This is a genomic window from Rhizobium herbae (assembly GCF_019511375.1).
Lineage (GTDB): Bacteria > Pseudomonadota > Alphaproteobacteria > Rhizobiales > Rhizobiaceae > Pararhizobium > Pararhizobium herbae_A.
On sequence record NZ_JAEUAO010000001.1, the window covers coordinates 912,270 to 929,322 of the forward strand.

General features: G+C 62.4%; 15 protein-coding genes. 11 read left to right on the forward strand and 4 right to left on the reverse strand.

Features of this window, described 5'->3' with window-relative positions; all coding sequences use genetic code 11:
- Positions 1-149: 149 nt before the first annotated feature.
- The 3 genes from JNB71_RS04470 to JNB71_RS04480 all read left to right on the forward strand — a co-directional run bounded on the left by JNB71_RS04470 (position 150) and on the right by JNB71_RS04480 (position 4,415).
- A complete protein-coding gene (locus JNB71_RS04470; RefSeq protein ID WP_220370606.1) occupies positions 150-1,310 on the forward strand; it encodes an acyl-CoA dehydrogenase family protein in 1,161 nt (386 codons plus the stop codon).
- Between the two features lie 253 nt (positions 1,311-1,563).
- On the forward strand, positions 1,564-3,627 hold the full coding sequence (locus JNB71_RS04475; RefSeq protein ID WP_220370607.1) for an acetate--CoA ligase family protein: 2,064 nt from the start codon (positions 1,564-1,566) through the stop codon (positions 3,625-3,627).
- A 5-nt stretch (positions 3,628-3,632) separates the two neighbouring features.
- Positions 3,633-4,415, forward strand: coding sequence for a carnitinyl-CoA dehydratase (locus JNB71_RS04480; RefSeq protein WP_220370608.1), 783 nt, complete (start codon positions 3,633-3,635; stop codon positions 4,413-4,415).
- A 71-nt stretch (positions 4,416-4,486) separates the two neighbouring features.
- Here JNB71_RS04480 and JNB71_RS04485 read toward each other — a convergent pair whose 3' ends face one another.
- Positions 4,487-4,648, reverse strand: a complete 162-nt coding sequence (locus JNB71_RS04485; protein WP_220370609.1) for a hypothetical protein — start codon at positions 4,646-4,648, stop codon at positions 4,487-4,489.
- Positions 4,649-4,725: 77 nt separating this feature from the next.
- Between JNB71_RS04485 and JNB71_RS04490 the strand changes: the two genes are divergently transcribed.
- Genes JNB71_RS04490 through JNB71_RS04505 form a run of 4 tightly spaced genes read left to right on the forward strand, consistent with a single transcriptional unit; the run spans position 4,726 to position 9,872 of the window.
- Entirely contained in the window at positions 4,726-6,315 is a 1,590-nt protein-coding gene (locus JNB71_RS04490; RefSeq protein ID WP_220370610.1) for an ABC transporter substrate-binding protein, read from the forward strand.
- Positions 6,315-7,424: an ABC transporter permease gene (locus tag JNB71_RS04495; RefSeq protein ID WP_220370611.1), complete on the forward strand. Its 1,110-nt coding sequence runs from the start codon at positions 6,315-6,317 to the stop codon at positions 7,422-7,424. The genes JNB71_RS04490 and JNB71_RS04495 overlap by 1 nt, the downstream gene beginning before the upstream one ends.
- Positions 7,421-8,248, forward strand: coding sequence for an ABC transporter permease (locus JNB71_RS04500; protein WP_220370612.1), 828 nt, complete (start codon positions 7,421-7,423; stop codon positions 8,246-8,248). The genes JNB71_RS04495 and JNB71_RS04500 overlap by 4 nt, the downstream gene beginning before the upstream one ends.
- Positions 8,241-9,872, forward strand: a complete 1,632-nt coding sequence (locus JNB71_RS04505; RefSeq protein ID WP_220370613.1) for an ABC transporter ATP-binding protein — start codon at positions 8,241-8,243, stop codon at positions 9,870-9,872. Before JNB71_RS04500 ends, JNB71_RS04505 begins: the two co-directional genes overlap by 8 nt.
- A gap of 50 nt (positions 9,873-9,922) precedes the next feature.
- Here JNB71_RS04505 and JNB71_RS04510 read toward each other — a convergent pair whose 3' ends face one another.
- Complete coding sequence (locus JNB71_RS04510; protein WP_220370614.1) at positions 9,923-10,261, reverse strand: PAAR domain-containing protein; 339 nt, start codon at positions 10,259-10,261, stop codon at positions 9,923-9,925.
- A 57-nt stretch (positions 10,262-10,318) separates the two neighbouring features.
- Here JNB71_RS04510 and JNB71_RS04515 point away from each other — a divergent pair, with 57 nt between their 5' ends.
- A complete protein-coding gene (locus JNB71_RS04515) occupies positions 10,319-12,319 on the forward strand; it encodes a CocE/NonD family hydrolase (RefSeq protein ID WP_220370615.1) in 2,001 nt (666 codons plus the stop codon).
- Positions 12,320-12,322: 3 nt separating this feature from the next.
- Here the strand turns inward: JNB71_RS04515 and JNB71_RS04520 are convergent, their stop codons facing one another.
- The gene (locus JNB71_RS04520) at positions 12,323-12,724 is read right to left on the reverse strand and encodes an ACT domain-containing protein (RefSeq protein WP_220370616.1); all 402 of its coding nucleotides are present in this window, start codon (positions 12,722-12,724) and stop codon (positions 12,323-12,325) included.
- Positions 12,725-13,017: 293 nt separating this feature from the next.
- Between JNB71_RS04520 and msrA the strand changes: the two genes are divergently transcribed.
- Positions 13,018-13,662: a peptide-methionine (S)-S-oxide reductase MsrA gene (gene msrA, locus JNB71_RS04525; RefSeq protein ID WP_220371143.1), complete on the forward strand. Its 645-nt coding sequence runs from the start codon at positions 13,018-13,020 to the stop codon at positions 13,660-13,662.
- Here msrA and JNB71_RS04530 read toward each other — a convergent pair whose 3' ends face one another.
- Positions 13,663-14,586: an alpha/beta hydrolase gene (locus JNB71_RS04530; protein WP_431028103.1), complete on the reverse strand. Its 924-nt coding sequence runs from the start codon at positions 14,584-14,586 to the stop codon at positions 13,663-13,665. It lies immediately after the preceding gene.
- A 154-nt stretch (positions 14,587-14,740) separates the two neighbouring features.
- Between JNB71_RS04530 and JNB71_RS04535 the strand changes: the two genes are divergently transcribed.
- Positions 14,741-15,652: a LysR family transcriptional regulator gene (locus tag JNB71_RS04535; protein ID WP_220371145.1), complete on the forward strand. Its 912-nt coding sequence runs from the start codon at positions 14,741-14,743 to the stop codon at positions 15,650-15,652.
- A gap of 129 nt (positions 15,653-15,781) precedes the next feature.
- Positions 15,782-16,942 carry an ABC transporter substrate-binding protein gene (locus JNB71_RS04540; protein WP_220370617.1) on the forward strand — a complete coding sequence of 387 codons (1,161 nt, stop codon included), beginning with the start codon at positions 15,782-15,784 and terminating at the stop codon, positions 16,940-16,942.
- Positions 16,943-17,053 lie beyond the last annotated feature (111 nt).

Below are 17,053 nucleotides of genomic sequence, written 5' to 3' on the forward strand. Positions count from 1 at the left end.
CCGGCCTATCGGCCACCTTCTCCCCGTGAACGGGGAGAAGGGACGAGCGGCAAGCTCCGTTATCCTCCTCTCCCCACTCGCGGGGAGAGGGTGAGGGCGAGGGGCAGGTCTGAGGAGGCCGAAGCCCAGATAAGAATACGAGGGAACACATGGATTTCGCACTAACCGAAGAACAGCAGATGATCGTCGACACCGTTCGCGGCTTCGTCGAAACCGAAATCTATCCGCACGAGAATGAGGTGGAGCGCACTGGTTTCGTGCCGCGCGAACTCGGTCGGGAGATCGCGGCCAAGTGCAAGGCGCTCGGTTTCTTCGCCTGCAACATGCCCGAGGAGGTCGGCGGCGCCGGCCTCGATCACCAGACTTTCACGCTGGTCGAGCGCGAACTCGGCCGCGGCTCGATGGCGCTGACCGTCTTCTTTGGCCGCCCCTCCGGAATCCTGATGGCCTGCAACGCGGAGCAACGCCAGAAATACCTGCTCCCCGCCGTCACCGGCGAAAAATTCGATGCGCTCGCCATGACCGAACCGGATGCCGGCTCAGACGTCCGCGGCATGAAATGTTTTGCCCGCCAGGACGGCGGCGACTGGATCGTCAACGGCACCAAGCACTTCATCAGCCATGCCGACATCGCCGATTTCGTCATCGTCTTCATCGCCACGGGCGAAGAAGACACGCCGCGCGGCCCGAAGAAGAAGATCACCTGCTTCCTCGTCGATCGCGGCACGCCGGGCTTTGACATTCGCGACGGCTACAACTCCGTGTCACATCGTGGCTACAAGAATTGCATCCTGACCTTCGACGATTGTCGCCTGCCCTCGTCGCAGATCCTCGGGGAAGTCCACAAGGGCTTCGACATCGCCAATGACTGGCTCTATGCGACGCGCCTTACGGTCGCTGCGACCTCGGTCGGCCGCGCCCGGCGGGCCTTCGACTACGCCCTTTCCTACGCGGCCGAGCGCAAGCAGTTCGGCAAGCCGATCGGTGCCAACCAGGGCGTTTCGTTCAAGCTCGCCGACATGATCACCGACATCGATGCTGCCGACCTTTTGACGCTGTCGGCCGCCTGGCGTCTCGACCAGGGCCTGCCATCGAACCGCGAGATCGCCTCGGCCAAGGTCTTTGCCACCGAAATGCTCGCCCGCGTCACCGATGAGGCGATCCAGATCTACGGCGGCATGGGGCTCATGGACGACCTTCCGCTTGCCCGCTTCTGGCGCGACGCCCGCGTCGAGCGCATCTGGGACGGCACGTCTGAAATCCAGCGGCACATCATCAGCCGCGACCTGCTCCGGCCGCTGGGAGCGTGAGCATGGCGCCGTCAGCACACGCCCTCACCCCCCTCTGCCCTGCCGGGCATCTCCCCCTCAAGGGGGAAGATCAACGAGTGGCTAGCGTCCCGCCCACCTCGCTGGCCAGATGCCTGCAGCAACCTGACAAAGCCATGTGGCAACGATCACTTACGATGAGCAGGATCACGGCAATCTGCCGCGATCAATCTCCCCCCTTGAGGGGGAGATGCCCGGCAGGGCAGAGGGGGGTATTCGCCGGAGGTGGCGCGTCATGACGACATCCTCCCGCTCCCTCACCCGCCTGATCCGGCCCGGATCCATCGCCGTCTTCGGCGGCAAGGAGGCGCGCCGGGTGATCGAGCAATGCGACAAGATGGGGTTCAAGGGCGAGATCTGGCCGGTCCACCCTCGGGAGGACGAAATTTTCTGCCGCCGGTGCTACCGCTCCGTGGCTGATCTTCCATCCGCACCGGATGCCTGCTTCGTCGGCGTCAACCGCCAGCTCACGATCGAAATCATCCGCGACCTTTCCGCCAGGGGCGCCGGCGGCGCAATCTGCTATGCGTCCGGATTCCGCGAGGCCGTCAGCGAACTTGCCGATGGCAACGACCTGCAGGACGCGCTGGTCGCAGCCGCTGGCGATATGCCGATCGTCGGGCCGAACTGCTACGGTTTCATCAATGCACTCGACGGTGCCCTGCTCTGGCCCGACCAGCATGGCATGCAGCGCGTCGACCGGGGCGTCGCTGTCTTGACCCAGTCCTCGAATATCGCCTGCAACATCTCCATGCAGAAGCGCGGCCTGCCGCTTGCCTATGTCATGACGGCCGGAAACCAGGCGCAGACCGGCCTTTCCGAACTCGCTATCGCCGCCCTTGAAGACCCTCGTGTCACCGCCGTTGGCCTGCACATCGAGGGCTTCGACAGCATCGAGGCGCTGCAACAGCTGGCCGCGCGGGCGCGGGAACTGAGGAAGCCTGTCGTCACGCTCAAGGTCGGCAAATCGGAACAGGCGCAGCTCGCGACCGTCTCGCACACGGCCTCGCTTGCCGGCAACGACGCCGTTTCCGGCGCGTTGCTAAAGCGCCTCGGCATCGGCCGCGTCGATACTTTGCCGGAACTGCTGGAAACCCTGAAGCTGCTGCACCTTCACCCGCCACTGAAAAACCTCGACATTTCATCAATGAGCTGTTCGGGCGGCGAGGCATCGTTGATGGCCGATGCCGGCGTGAGGCGGAAGACCGTGTTTCGCCCCCTGAAGGACGAACAGCGCCAGCCGCTGCGCGAAAGCCTCGGCGACATGGTCACGATCGCCAACCCGCTCGACTACCACACCTTCGTCTGGGGCAACCGGGAGAAGCAGACGGCCGCCTTTACCGCGATGATGAAGGGCGACTATGCTCTCAATCTCGTCGTTCTCGACTTTCCCCGTCAGGACCGTTGCGACGCGGCAGATTGGAACACCACCTGCGAAGCCGTCATCGCCTCTGCCCGGGCAACCGGCGCCGTGGCCGGCATCGTCGCCAGCCTCGGCGAAAACATGCCGGAGGAAACGGCGCTATCGCTGATGGCAGCCGGTGTCGTCGCGTTCTCAGGCATCGATGAAGCGTTGGCCGCGGCCGAGATTTCCGCAGGCATCGGCGCAGCCTGGGCAAGGCCGGCGCCCATGCCGCTTCTGTCTGCGAAACCGCTGCCAGGCGAAATAGTCACCCTTAGCGAGAGTGAAGCCAAGGCCGAACTGGCGCAGTTCGGCCTCGCGGTGCCGACCGGCAGGGTTGCTGCCACCGCGGCCGAGGCCGCCGATGCAGCGGAAGAGCTGGGCTTTCCCGTCGTGCTCAAGGGCCTTGGTGTTGCCCACAAGACGGAAGCAGGGGCGGTCAAGCTCAATCTGATCGATCGCCAATCCGTGCTTGACGCGGCAGACGCCATGAAGAACCTCGCCACCGGCTATCTCGTCGAAAAAATGATCGCAAGGCCCGTCGCGGAAATCATCGTCGGCGCGCTGCGCGATCCCGTCGCTGGCCTCGTGCTCACCGTCGGAGCGGGTGGAACCCTCGTGGAATTGCTGGAGGATTCCGCGATTTTGGCCCTGCCGACAACGCCGGAGACGATCGGCGAAGCTATTTGCGGGCTGAAAATCAAAAAGCTGCTCGACGGCTATCGCGGCAGCCCGAAAGGCGACATCGATGCGCTGATGGCGGCTGTCGCTGCCGTGGCATCCTATGTCGCAGCAAACGCTTCCAAGCTCGAAGAACTGGATATCAATCCTATCATGGTGCTGCCGCAAGGGTCTGGAACCGTTGCCGCCGACGCCCTGATCCGTCGAAGGAAATGAGGCCTATGACCGGACCAATCAGAACCCGCCGCGAGGGCGGCATTCTCGAAGTCACCATCGATCGGCCGAAGGCCAATGCGATCGATCTGGTGACCAGCCGGATCATGGGCGAACTTTTTCGCGACTTCCGCGACGACCCAAAATTACGTGTGGCGATCATCACCGGTGAGGGAGAGAAATTCTTCTGTCCGGGTTGGGACCTGAAGGCCGCTGCCGCGGGCGACGCGGTCGATGGCGACTACGGCGTCGGCGGTTTCGGCGGCATGCAGGAACTGCGCGATCTCAACAAGCCGATCATCGCCGCAATCAACGGCATCTGCTGCGGCGGCGGCCTGGAGATCGCGCTTTCCACCGATCTCATCCTCGCTGCCGAACACGCGACCTTCGCGCTGCCGGAAATCCGCTCCGGCACGGTGGCCGATGCCGCCTCGATCAAGCTGCCGAAGCGCATCCCCTATCACATCGCCATGGACATGCTTCTGACTGGCCGCTGGCTCGATGCCAACGAGGCGCATCGCTGGGGCTTCGTCAACGAAATCCTGCCCGCCGGCAAGCTGATGGACCGAGCCTGGGAACTCGCCCGCCTGCTCGAAAGCGGCCCGCCGCTGGTCTACGCCGCGATAAAGGAAGTGGTCCGCGCCGCCGAAGGCGAGGACTTCCAGACGACGATGAACAAGATCACCAAACGCCAGTTCAAGACGGTCGACATTCTCTACTCGAGCGAGGACCAACTGGAAGGCGCGCGGGCATTTTCGGAGAAACGCGATCCGGTCTGGAAGGGGAAATAGCCGCCACGAATTCCACGCGACCGTCGGGGCGCGAACACTATTGCCTGACAGCGACGTGCCATAAGGCATACTTATGAAAACTGCAGATTTTTTGTATCAATACAGGTCGTCATTTGGACGATAGCATCAATTTCAACAGGGTCTTCCGGCAGCGGGACGCCCACTTCAGGAAAGGTACCGAGCGGCAGCAAAGCCCGCAAAAATGACTGGCCTCCCTGTCTTTCGGCAGGCATTCTAGCAGCAACCTGATCAACCGATGATCGAACAATAATCAGAACGGCAAAAGCCATCAAACAAAGGGAACAGGGGAATGAGCGACTACAAGAATTACCTCGCCAATCAGGTCAAGATCGGCAAGATGAACCGGCGTGAATTCATGGGCCGGGCAATGGCAGCCGGCATCGCCCTGTCGAGCGCCAGCACATTATTTGCCGCAAGTGCGGCGGCGCAGGAACCGAAGCGCGGCGGACATCTGAAGCTCGGCCTCGAAGGCGGCTCGGCCACCGACGCACTCGATCCGGCCAAGGCCCTCTCTCAGGTGCTCTTCTGCGTCGGCCGCAACTGGGGCGACCTCTTGGTCGAATCCCATCCGCTGACGGGTGCTGCCGTTCCGGCTCTTGCCGAATCCTGGGAGCCGTCACCGGATGCCGCCGTATGGACCTTCAAGATCCGCAAGGGCGTGCAGTTCCACGATGGCAAGGAACTGACGATCGAAGACGTCGTGAAGACGCTGCAGCGCCATACCGACGAGAAGTCGGAATCGGGCGCGCTTGGGGTGATGAAGTCGATCAAGACGATCGAGAACAAGGGCGGCGATCTCGTCCTGACGCTCACGGAAGGCAATGCCGACCTGCCGCTGCTTCTGTCCGACTATCACCTGATCATCCAGCCCGGCGGCGGCTACGACAATCCCAACGCCGCGATCGGCACCGGCCCCTACAAGCTGACCAGCTTCGAGGCTGGCGTTCGTGCGACCTTCGAAAAGAACCCGAACGACTGGAATCCGAACCGCGGCTATGTCGATAGCGTTGAGATCATCAACATGAACGACGCGACCGCCCGCATCGCAGCACTTTCCTCCGGCCAGGTTCACTATATCAACCGCGTCGATCCGAAGACCGTTGCGCTCTTGAAGCGTGCGCCGACCGTCGAGATCCTCTCGACAGCAGGCCGCGGCCACTACGTCTTCATCATGCATTGCGACAAAGCGCCATTCGACAACAACGACCTGCGCATGGCACTGAAATACGCGATGGACCGTGAAAACATGGTCCAGACCATTCTCGGCGGCTACGGCAAGGTCGGCAATGACTTTCCGATCAACTCGACCTACGCCCTCTTCCCGGAGGGGATCGAACAGCGCGTCTACGATCCGGACAAGGCCGCCTTCCACTACAAGAAATCCGGTCACAGCGGCCCGGTCCTGCTGCGCACGTCCGACGTCGCCTTCCCTGGTGCCGTCGATGCGGCGGTGCTCTATCAGGCAAGTGCCAAGAAGGCCGGCATCGAGATCGAGGTGAAGCGCGAGCCCGGCGACGGCTACTGGTCCAACGTCTGGAACGTCCAGCCCTTCTCGACCTCCTACTGGGGCGGCCGTCCGACCCAGGACCAGATGTATTCGACGGCCTATCTGTCCACCGCCGACTGGAACGACACCAAGTTCAAGCGTCCGGATTTCGACAAGATCCTGCTCGAAGCCCGTTCCGAACTGGACGAGACCAAGCGCAAGGAAATGTACCGCACCATGGCGATGATGGTGCGTGATGAGGGTGGCCTGATCCTGCCAATGTTCAACGACTTCGTGAACGCCTCGACCAAGCAGGTGAAGGGCTACGTCCACGATATCGGCAACGATATGTCGAACGGCTACGTCGCAACCCGCGTCTGGCTCGACGCCTGATGGCTGGCGGCGGACCAATCACGGGTCCGGCGCTATCGACGGGTCCGGCTGCGGGGGGCGAAGGCCTCTCGCAGTCCGCACCCGTCCCCGGAGCCTTGGTCACCCCCCCGACGGGTGTCGTGACCGGCACGTTCTGGCGCCGTTTCACCCTGCGCCGCCCCCTGGCGGCCCTTATCATCCAGCGCCTGGGTTTGAGCGTTGGTCTTCTCTTTGCCGTGTCGCTGATGATCTTCGGCGGCGTGGAAGCCCTGCCGGGCGACTTTGCCACCACCTATCTCGGCCAGTCGGCGACGCCGCAGGCGGTCGAAAACATCCGCAAGGATCTTGGCCTCGACAAGCCGTTGACCGAACGCTACCTCAATTGGCTCGGCGGCGCCGTCAAGGGTGATTTCGGCACGTCCTGGGCAAGCAAGAATTCGGTCAGCGAACAGATCGGCAACCGGCTCGGAAACTCGCTGTTCCTCGCCTTTTTCGCAGCATTGGTGTCGGTGCCGCTCGCCGTCGCGCTCGGCATGCTTGCCGTTCAATATCGAAACCGGCTGCCCGACAAGATCATCAACGTCGTCTCGCTGGCGGCAATCTCGCTGCCTGAGTTCTTTGTCGGTTACCTGCTGATCCTGTTCTTCGCGGTTCAGCTGGGGGTCGCGACCTTCCCGGCCACAGTCTATGACAGCATGGGATTTGGCGAGCGGCTTTCGGCCATCGCACTGCCGGTCGCGACCCTCGTGCTCGTGGTTCTCGCCCATATGATGCGCATGACGCGGGCTGCGATCCTCAACGTCATGTCATCGGCCTATGTCGAGACCGCGGAGCTGAAAGGGCTCAGCGCCTTTCGCATCATCGCGAAGCACGCAGCTCCCAATGCCGTGGCGCCGGTGATCAACGTCATCGCGCTAAACCTCGCCTATCTGGTCGTCGGCGTCGTGGTGGTGGAAGTCGTGTTCGTCTATCCGGGCATGGGCCAGTACATGGTCGATGCCGTCACGGTTCGCGACATGCCGGTGGTGCAGGCCTGCGGCCTGATCTTTGCCGCCTTCTACATTTTCCTCAACATGGCGGCGGATATTCTCGCCATCCTCGCCAATCCGAGATTGAGGCATCCACGATGAGATTGAGCTCCATTCCAATCAGTGCATGGGTCGGCATCGCCGGCATCACGCTGGCTCTGTTCTGCGCCCTCTTCGCCCCCTGGATCGCTCCCTACGGCGAACGTGACGTGGTCGGCGATATCTGGCTGCCGATGGGCGGGGACTTCCCGCTAGGTACCGACAACCTGGGCCGCGATCTGCTTTCCCGCCTGATCTTCGGCGCCCGCACGACGATCTTTGTCGCTCTGGCAGCAACGGTCATTTCCTTCTCGCTCGGCATGCTGCTGTCGTTTACCGCGGCCGTCACCGGCGGCTTCGTCGACCAGCTGTTCTCGCGTTTCAACGATCTGATGATGGCGATCCCGACCTTGATCTTTGCCCTGGTCGTCCTTGCCGTCCTGCCGCAACAGCTCTGGATCCTGATCCTCGTCATGGCCGTGCTCGACAGTACCCGTGTCTTCCGCATCGGTCGCGCCGTGGCGCTCGACGTCGCGGTGATGGAATTCGTCGAGGCGGCGCGGCTGCGCGGCGAAGGCACGAGCTGGATCATCTTCCGGGAAATCCTGCCCAACACCCTGTCGCCGCTTCTGGCGGAATTCGGCCTGCGCTTCGCATTCTCGATCCTGTTCCTGTCCACCCTCTCCTTCCTCGGCCTCGGCATCCAGCCGCCCGCCGCCGACTGGGGCGGCATGGTCAAGGACAACAAGGACGGCATCATCTTCGGCATCTCGGCAGCACTCGTGCCCGGCGGCGCGATTGCCGGCCTTGCCATCTGCGTCAACCTTGTCGTCGACTGGCTGATGAAGAGAACCTCGAGCCTCAAGGGAGGGCGCGGCGATGCCTGATCTGCTTTCCGTCAAGAACCTGAAGATCGAGGCCACCAGCTATCCGCCGGGCGAGCCCCCGAAAACGGTAACTCTGGTCGAAAACGTCTCCTTCGATCTGCAAAAAGGCAAGGTGCTGGGCCTCATCGGCGAAAGCGGCGCCGGCAAATCGACCATCGGGCTTTCGGCGCTCGCCTATGGCCGCGGCGGCGCGGTCATCACCGGCGGTCAGGTGCTGCTCAACGGCAAGGATATCCTGACGCTCGGTCGCGACGGCGTTCGCACCATCCGCGGCTGCAAGGTCTGCTATGTCGCGCAGTCGGCAGCCGCCGCCTTCAACCCCGCCCACAAGCTCGGCGAGCAGGTGATCGAGGCCGCTCTGCGCCACAAGATCATGAGCCGCCCCGAGGCGGAAAAACGCGCGCTCTATCTCTTCAAGGTGCTCGGCCTTCCCAACCCCGAGACCTTCGGCGACCGCTATCCGCATCAGGTCTCCGGTGGCCAGCTGCAGCGCGCCATGACAGCCATGGCCCTCTGCCCGAACCCGGAGCTGATCGTCTTCGACGAACCGACCACGGCGCTCGACGTCACCACCCAGATCGACGTGCTGGCGGCGATCAAGCATGCGATCGAGGAAACGCATACGGCTGCCCTCTACATCACCCACGATCTCGCCGTCGTCGCCCAGATCTCCGACGACATCATGGTGCTGCGCCACGGCAAGACCGTCGAATACGGCACCACCAAGCAGATCATCGAAGCCCCGAACCAGGACTATACGCGCGCCCTGGTCAGCGTCCGCCAGACCAAGCGCGAGGAAGCCCGCGACCAGAGCAACACGTTGCTCAAGATCGAGCATGTCAGTGCCGGCTATGCCAACGGCTTCAAGGTGCTGCATGACGTGTCGATGCATCTGCCCAAGGGCCAGACGCTGGCGATCGTCGGCGAAAGCGGTTCCGGCAAATCGACGCTGGCCCGCGTCATCACCGGGCTGCTGCCGCCGTCGGACGGCAAGATCACCTTCGACGGCAAGGAGCTTCCAAGGGCGCTCAGCGGCCGTACCAAGGACGAACTTCGCCGCGTGCAGATGATCTACCAGATGGCCGATACGGCGATGAACCCGCGCCAGACGGTGCGCGACATCATCGGCCGGCCGATCTCCTTCTACTATGGCCTGCACGGGGCGAAGAAGACGGAGCGGGTCAGGCAACTGCTCGACCAGATCGAGATGGGCGACCGGTTCCTCGACCGCTACCCGGCCGAACTGTCCGGTGGCCAGAAGCAGCGAGTCGCGATCGCCCGGGCGCTGGCGGCAAAACCGGAACTCATCCTCTGCGATGAGCCAACCTCGGCGCTCGATCCGCTCGTGGCCGAGGGCATCCTGAATCTGCTTCTGAAGCTTCAGGAGGAAACCGCTGTTTCCTATGTCTTTATTACCCACGACATCGCCATTGTCCGGGCGATTGCGGATTCTGTCGCCGTCATGCATCGGGGCAAGCTCGTTCGGTTCGGGCCGAAATCCAAGGTCCTGTCACCGCCCTTCGACGACTACACCGATCTTCTCCTGAAATCCGTGCCGGAGATGGAACTCGGATGGCTGGAGAGGGTACTGACGACACGCAGGATGGAGAGCGCCGGGAATTGAACCTTCGCGACACAAGTGCAGCCCGAAGCCGACTGGCTCGGGCTGCGATCTCATTTCCCCGTGCAGGTCACATCGCCCAGCCGTTGCGCGGCCTCGCCCTCCAACGCGACGGTTGGATCGCCTTTCGCGGCACAATCACCCTTGGCGCCTGCACCGGAGCGGAAATGCACGACCGGCTGCCCTTCGATGGAGAAGCTCGGTACGATTTCGTAAAGTTCGGGCGGGCAATTCACGACGTCGGACAGCCTGAGCGCCGGCTGTCCGCCTATGGTGACGCTGGTCGCGCCAGAAAGCGCACAGGATGGCAAGAGCACGACCTGATCGGCGGCAACAGGCCCCGCCAGCACCAGGATCAAAACGCCGGCGACAACATTTCTTCCTAGCATCATCGTCCTTTCGCGACGTTGGTGACATGACCCGCAGTAGCATGAAGAAAAGATATGCATATGACCACAGGCAATTTCACCGTCGTCGAGAACCAATGGATCATGCTGAAGGACGGCACGCGGATGGCCGCGCGCATCTGGATGCCGGAGGGCGCCGACAGCAATCCGGTTCCGGCGGTCTTGGAGTACCTGCCCTATCGCAAGCGTGACGGCACCAGCCCGCGCGACGAATCCACCTACCCGGTATTTGCTGCTGCGGGCATCGCCGGCGTCCGCGTCGATATCCGCGGTTCCGGCGAATCCGATGGCGTGATCGACGGCGAATACACGCCGCGTGAACTCGCCGACGGCTGCGAGCTGATCGCCTGGATCGCCGCCCAACCCTGGTCCAACGGCAAAGTCGGCATGATGGGCATCTCCTGGGGCGGCTTCAACTGCCTGCAGGTCGCAGCCCTTAAACCGCCGGCACTGAAAGCGGTGATCTCGATCGCCTCGACGGTCGACCGTTACAACGACGACATCCACTACAAGGATGGCACGCATCTTTCCGCGCAACTCTCCTGGGCGGCGACAATGCTCGCCTACCAGTCGCGCTCGCCCGATCCCGCGCTCGTTGGCGACAGGTGGAAGGAGATGTGGCTGGAACGGCTGGAAAACGAACCCTTCTTCATGGAGGAATGGCTCGAACACCAGCGCCGTGACGACTTCTGGAAACACGGGTCGATTTGCGAGAATTTTGACGGCTTCCCGGTCCCGGCCATGGTCATCGCCGGCTGGGCAGACGGCTATCGCAATACGCCGATGAAGGCAGCGGAAGGCATGGGCGACCGCGTGAAAGCGCTCATCGGTCCCTGGGTGCACAAATACCCGCACTTTGCCTGGCCGAAGCCGCGCGCCGATTTTCATGGCGAAGCGATTGCCTGGTGGAACCGCTGGCTGCGTGACGAGGATACCGGCGTCGAAAACCTGCCCCAGATGCGCGCCTTCATCCTCGACGGTCCGAAGCCTGCACTGCGGCGCGATAGCGAGCCAGGCTTCTGGATTGCCAAGGAGACATGGCAGCCGCCGGAAATGCAGTGCTTCTACGTCGACCAGTTCGGCAGCCTGCAGGAAGGCATGCCGATCGCCGGCGCCCACGACCACAACGCCTATCTGAGATCGCCGCTCGATACCGGCACCGCCGCCGGCGAATGGTTTACGCTGAAACCGGACGCAGAAATGGCGGGCGACCAGCGGATAGACGATGCCGGCTCGCTCACTTTCGAGACTGCGCCGCTGACGCATGCGGTCGACTATCTCGGCCAGCCCGTGCTGACCGTCGAACTGGCTTGCGATGGCGATTGGGCAAACCTCATCGCCCGCCTTGTCGATGTCCATCCGGACGGGACGGCAACCCGCGTCACCTTTGGCGTCCTCAACCTTGCCCACCGCGACGGTTACGCCGAGCCGAAGCCGATGGAGAGGGGCAAGAAGACGCAGATCAGGCTGGTACTCGACGCCTGCGGTTACCGCTTCGGCGAAGGCCACCGCATCCGCCTGTCGCTCTCGACATCCTATTGGCCGATGGTGCTGCCCGCCCCATCCGATCCGGGGCTGACGTTCGATCTCGCCTCGCTCGGGCTCGCCCTGCCAAAGCTGGGTGACCATCAGGTCATCACCATGCCGGAGCCGGCAAATCCTGATCCGCTGCCGAAATATATCGAGCTTGCGCCCGGCAAGACCAGCCGCCGCGTCGAGCGCGACATGACGGCGGGCGAGACACGCTACCATATCTACGAGGATACCGGCCTGTTCGAACATCCGGGTACCGGCTTCGCCACGCAGGACATTCGCGACGAGACCTGGACCATCGCCACGGACGCCCCTCTGTCGATGACAGGGGTATCGACCTGGACCTGCATTGCCAGACGCGAAAATTGGTCTGTCAAGACCGTCTCGGTCTCGCGGATCGGCTGCACGGCAACCGAATGGCTGACATCCGCTTCGGTGACGGCTTTCGAAGGCGAAACGCAGATCTTCCAAAAGACCTTCGAGAAGCGCGTTCCCCGCGACTTCATGTAACCGTCAGACAGGCCTGACTTCGGCCAAGACGGCAAGCGCCCGTTGCCCGTCTGCGGCCGGCACGAAAATGTGGTCGTGGTAATAGGCCGCAACCACGTTTGCGCTGATGCCATGCCGCGTCAGCGCAGTCGCGACCGCCGCGGTCAGGCCAACCGCCTCGAGCGCCGAATGGACCGTCAGCGTGATGCAGCGCAGCACCGGCCCATAAGGCAGGCCGGCGCTGTCGGCCACGGTGCGCTCGAGGATAAGCGTTATCCCTTCATCCTCGCGGAAGAAGCCGAACGGCGACAGCGACAGCCAGTCCCCCGCTTCCCCACCCGCCACCGCGCAATAGACATATTCTGCGGGACGCAGGTCCGGGCGCATGTCGCGCAAGAGCACGTCGAGATCGGTAATAGCCGTCATATCCTCCAATCCATTCCTTCTGACATCACACGAGCGTGTAGCGCTGCGGCCGGCTTCTCACTTTGGCGTTACGCACGCATTTGCGATTTGACCCGCGAAGGAGCGTCAGGCCAGAGTTGGCTCATGAAGCAATGGCCCATGTCGCCGGATTGAGCCCGTGGACCACATTGCGGCCGCAGTGAAACAGGAGGAATGCCATGCCGTCCATCAAAACACAAACCGGCTCTCGAAAGCCCGGACGCTCCGTCGTGCTCGGCCTTGGCGCAACCGCGATCGCCGCGGCACTCTTCGCCATGTCCTCGACTTTCAGCAACGCCGCCGAAGAAGCCGTCGTCATTCCTCCTCCCGCCATTGACGAAACGGCCAGCGCTACCACCGAAAAGGCCGTCTTCGCCGGGGGCTGCTTCTGGGGCGTGCAGGGTGTCTTCCAGCATGTGAAGGGCGTGAAGAACGCCGTCTCCGGCTATTCCGGCGGCACGAAGGAGACGGCTGTCTACGAAACGGTCAGCAATGGCAATACAGGTCACGCCGAGTCAGTCGAGATCACCTACAATCGGAAAGAGGTCACCTACGGTCAGCTGCTGCAGATCTTTTTCTCGGTGGCACACAATCCGACGCAATTGAACTATCAGGGCCCAGATCACGGCCCGCAGTACCGCTCGGAAATTTTTGCCACCAATGGCGAGCAGAAGAAGATCGCGCAAAGCTATATCGCGCAGCTCGACAAGGCGGGGGTGTTCGGCGAACCGGTCGTCACCAAGGTATCGGACATGACCGCCTTCTATCCGGCCGAGGAATATCATCAGGACTTCCTGACGCTCAATCCGACCTATCCCTACATCGTCTACAACGACCTGCCGAAGATCGAGAACCTCAAGGCGCTGTTCCCGGCGAAATTCAGTGCCGAGCCGGTTCTGGTCCGCAAGGCCAAGGGGTGATCAGAGCGCTCCCGCGAGGACATTGACACCCCGACAGAGATGCAAAAAGCCTTCCCGCGCGCCTTCGCTCATGTGACGGGCGCGCAGCCATGCATGGATCATCTGCGGCTCGTTACGATAGGTGACATTGACGCCGGCGGCGATCAGGCGCTGAGCGTAGACTGCAGCGTCGTCGCGCAAGGGATCGAAATGCGCCGAGGTGATATAGGCCGGCGGCAAACCGGAGAGGTCGGCGGCTTTCAGCGGATGGGCAAAGGCGTTCTCCGCCGGCGCCTTCAGCACCTCGCGGTAGTAGAGGACATCCGCCGTCGACAGGCCCGGCGCCTCGGCCATTTCGGCATAGGAGCCCGACGTCAGGTCACCACCGAGCCCCGGATAGATCAGCACCTGCCCGACAATTCCGGTGATTGCCGCCGCCTTCGCCTTGAGCACGATGCCCGCCGCCAGATTGCCGCCGGCGCTGTCTCCCACAACGACCAGCGGCCGGCCATCGGCGAGAAGCCATGTCAGCACCTCGAAACAATCGTCGAAGGCGGCCGGCCAGATATGCTCCGGCGCCAGCCGGTAGTCGACGGCTACCAGTTCGGCCCGCGCCGCATGCGCAATCTCCGCACAGATGGCGTCATGGCTTTCCAGGGAACCGACCACGAAGCCGCCGCCATGGATGTAGAAGACCCGCGTCCGGGTTGCGATGTCCGCCGGCCGGTACCGGCGTATCGGAATGCGGTCGCCAACCAAGTCATCGTGCCGTGTGAGCCCCTCCGGCGACGGCGCATCGAACTCGGCGCACAGCGCATCGTACCACGCACGCTGCTGCTCAATCGGCGCATCCACAGCGTCAGCCGGATAAAATTCTTCGCAGCGCTTGTGGAAGGCAAGAATGCCGGACTCGGAAGGGAAAGGCTTTGGCTGCATCTTATCCACGATCTTCTGCTGCTCTTAATATCAAACCTATCAAAACCCTTTAAGCGCGCTATCCGAAAACCGGCATATTGGATCGCTTCTCATGTCAGTCCCATCAAAGGCCGGCATCGCAATCCACCTTGCCATCACCCCCTCGTCCTGTGTTAGCTGCGTCATGGCCTTCACACTCCGTCAGCTCCAATATTTCGTCGGCGTCGCCGAACAGGGCTCCATCACCCGGGCGGCGCAGAACCTGTCGATCTCGCAATCCTCGATCACCGAAGCCATCAAGGAACTGGAGACTGACCTGGGCGTCGAACTGTTCGAGCGCCACCCGCGCGGGCTGCACATCACCCATAACGGCCACCAGTTCCTGCGTCATGCGACCAAGATCCTTGCCGGCGTGTCCGATGCGCGGCGCTCGTTTTCGCAGGAGCGGGTCGAGCGCACCGGCGGCAAGCTCAATCTCGGGGTGACCTCGCTCGTTGCCGGCTACGTTCTCTCCGATCTCCTTGCCCGCTATCGCCGCGCCTGTCCGGAAGTGGAGGTCAGTGCCATCGAGGACAACGGCTCCTATCTCGAACATCTGCTGGTCGGCGGCGAGCTCGATGTCGCCGTCATGGTCATTTCCAATTTGCGCGACCGCATGGCGCTGCAGGCGGAAATCATCGAGACGTCCGCCTACCGTCTCTGGCTGCCGCTCGGTCATCCGCTGGTTTCCGCCGATATCATTTCCGTTGCCGATATCGCCAAGGAGCCGCTGATCATGCTGACAGTCGACGAAATCGAGGAGAATACCGGCAAGCTTTTGACCGCGCTCGGCGCACGTCCTCATGTCGCCTTCCGCACCCGCTCGGTTGAGGCCGTGCGCAGCCTGGTCGCCACCGGCGCCGGCATCGCGCTCCTGCCCGATCTCGTCTACCGGCCCTGGTCGCTGGAAGGCGACCGGATCGAAAGCCGGGACGTCTCTGGCGCGCTCCCCGTGGTTCAGGTCGGCATGGTCTGGCGCAAGGGATCCGGGTTGCCGCAGTCGGCCAAGGACTTCATCGGGGTTGCAGAGGCCTTGCGCAGCGGCAGGTCTCGCTAAAGTCGATCGATATCGGGAAAACCGATAGAAACATTCTGATTAATGAATTTGCGAAAGCGGCAAAATAGAGGCACCTTTTCTTCTGGGAACAGAACCGTGAAAAACACGGACCAAACCGGGAGATTAAAGATGAAGCAGATTCTGAGATCCTGCACCGCGCTCACCCTTTCGCTCGCCTTCGCCACCCATTCCTTTGCGCAGGAGCCGCTGAAGGAACTCGGCAAGGGAGAAGGCGAACTGTCGATCGTCGCCTGGGCCGGCTATATCGAGCGCGGCGAGACCGACAAGGCCTATGACTGGGTCACGGGCTTCGAAGAGAAGACCGGTTGCAAGGTCAGCGTCAAGACGGCCGCCACTTCCGATGAAATGGTTGCGCTGATGAACGAAGGCGGCTTCGACCTCGTCACGGCGTCGGGCGACGCGTCGCTGCGGTTGGTTGCGGGCAAGCGTGTCCAGCCGATCAACACCGCCCTCATCCCGAGCTGGTCGACTATTGACGAGCGCCTGCAGAACGCCCCTTGGCACACGGTGAACGGCACCCACTATGGCACGCCCTATGTCTGGGGGCCGAACGTGTTGATGTACAACACCGAGGCTTTCAAGGGCCAGGCGCCGAAGAGCTGGAACGTGGTGTTCGAAGAGATGACATTGCCGGACGGCAAGTCCAACAAGGGCCGCATTCAGGCCTATGACGGTCCGATCCATGTGGCGGACGCCGCCAACTACCTGATGTTCCACAAGAAGGAACTCGGCATCAAGGACCCGTACGAACTGAATGAAGACCAGTACAAGGCCGCACTCGACCTGCTGCGCGTCCAGCGCACGCTGGCAAACCGCTACTGGCATGACGCGATGATCCAGATCGACGATTTCAAGAACGAGGGCGTCGTTGCCTCCGGTTCCTGGCCGTTCCAGGTCAACCTGCTGAAAGCCGAAAAGCAGCCGATCGCCTCGGTCTTCCCGGAGGAGGGCACCACCGGATGGGCGGATACTACCATGCTGCATGCAGAGAGCGCCCACCCGAACTGCGCCTATATGTGGATGGAACACTCGCTGTCACCCAAGGTGCAGGGCGACGTTTCGGCCTGGTTCGGCACAGTTCCCTCGGTTCCGGCCGCCTGCAAGGGCAATGAACTGCTGACCGACGAAGGCTGTGCGGCCAACGGCTACAACGACTTCGAGAAGATCAAGTTCTGGAAGACGCCCGTTTCCAAATGCGAAAGCCAGGGCGAGTGCGTGCCCTATCACCGCTGGGTGTCGGACTACATCGGCGTCATTGGCGGCCGGTAAAAGAGTATAATACTGAATGCCCCTCACCTTAACCCTCTCCCCGTGAACGGGGAGAGGGGATGACGGAGATTGCCGTTTGCCCCTTCGCCCCGCTTGCGGGGAGAAGGTGGC

Bases quoted from the DNA above. Each gene is read 5' to 3' on its own strand.
- JNB71_RS04505 (WP_220370613.1), top strand. From the start codon at position 8,241: ATGCCTGATCTGCTTTCCGTCAAGAACCTGAAGATCGAGGCCACCAGC.
- JNB71_RS04470 (WP_220370606.1), top strand. From the start codon at position 150: ATGGATTTCGCACTAACCGAAGAACAGCAGATGATCGTCGACACCGTT.
- JNB71_RS04520 (WP_220370616.1), bottom strand. From the start codon at position 12,724: ATGACGGCTATTACCGATCTCGACGTGCTCTTGCGCGACATGCGCCCG.
- JNB71_RS04475 (WP_220370607.1), top strand. From the start codon at position 1,564: ATGACGACATCCTCCCGCTCCCTCACCCGCCTGATCCGGCCCGGATCC.
- JNB71_RS04485 (WP_220370609.1), bottom strand. From the start codon at position 4,648: ATGCCTGCCGAAAGACAGGGAGGCCAGTCATTTTTGCGGGCTTTGCTG.
- JNB71_RS04510 (WP_220370614.1), bottom strand. From the start codon at position 10,261: ATGATGCTAGGAAGAAATGTTGTCGCCGGCGTTTTGATCCTGGTGCTG.
- JNB71_RS04490 (WP_220370610.1), top strand. From the start codon at position 4,726: ATGAGCGACTACAAGAATTACCTCGCCAATCAGGTCAAGATCGGCAAG.
- JNB71_RS04495 (WP_220370611.1), top strand. From the start codon at position 6,315: ATGGCTGGCGGCGGACCAATCACGGGTCCGGCGCTATCGACGGGTCCG.
- JNB71_RS04480 (WP_220370608.1), top strand. From the start codon at position 3,633: ATGACCGGACCAATCAGAACCCGCCGCGAGGGCGGCATTCTCGAAGTC.
- msrA (WP_220371143.1), top strand. From the start codon at position 13,018: ATGTCCTCGACTTTCAGCAACGCCGCCGAAGAAGCCGTCGTCATTCCT.
- JNB71_RS04535 (WP_220371145.1), top strand. From the start codon at position 14,741: ATGGCCTTCACACTCCGTCAGCTCCAATATTTCGTCGGCGTCGCCGAA.
- JNB71_RS04515 (WP_220370615.1), top strand. From the start codon at position 10,319: ATGACCACAGGCAATTTCACCGTCGTCGAGAACCAATGGATCATGCTG.
- JNB71_RS04500 (WP_220370612.1), top strand. From the start codon at position 7,421: ATGAGATTGAGCTCCATTCCAATCAGTGCATGGGTCGGCATCGCCGGC.
- JNB71_RS04540 (WP_220370617.1), top strand. From the start codon at position 15,782: ATGAAGCAGATTCTGAGATCCTGCACCGCGCTCACCCTTTCGCTCGCC.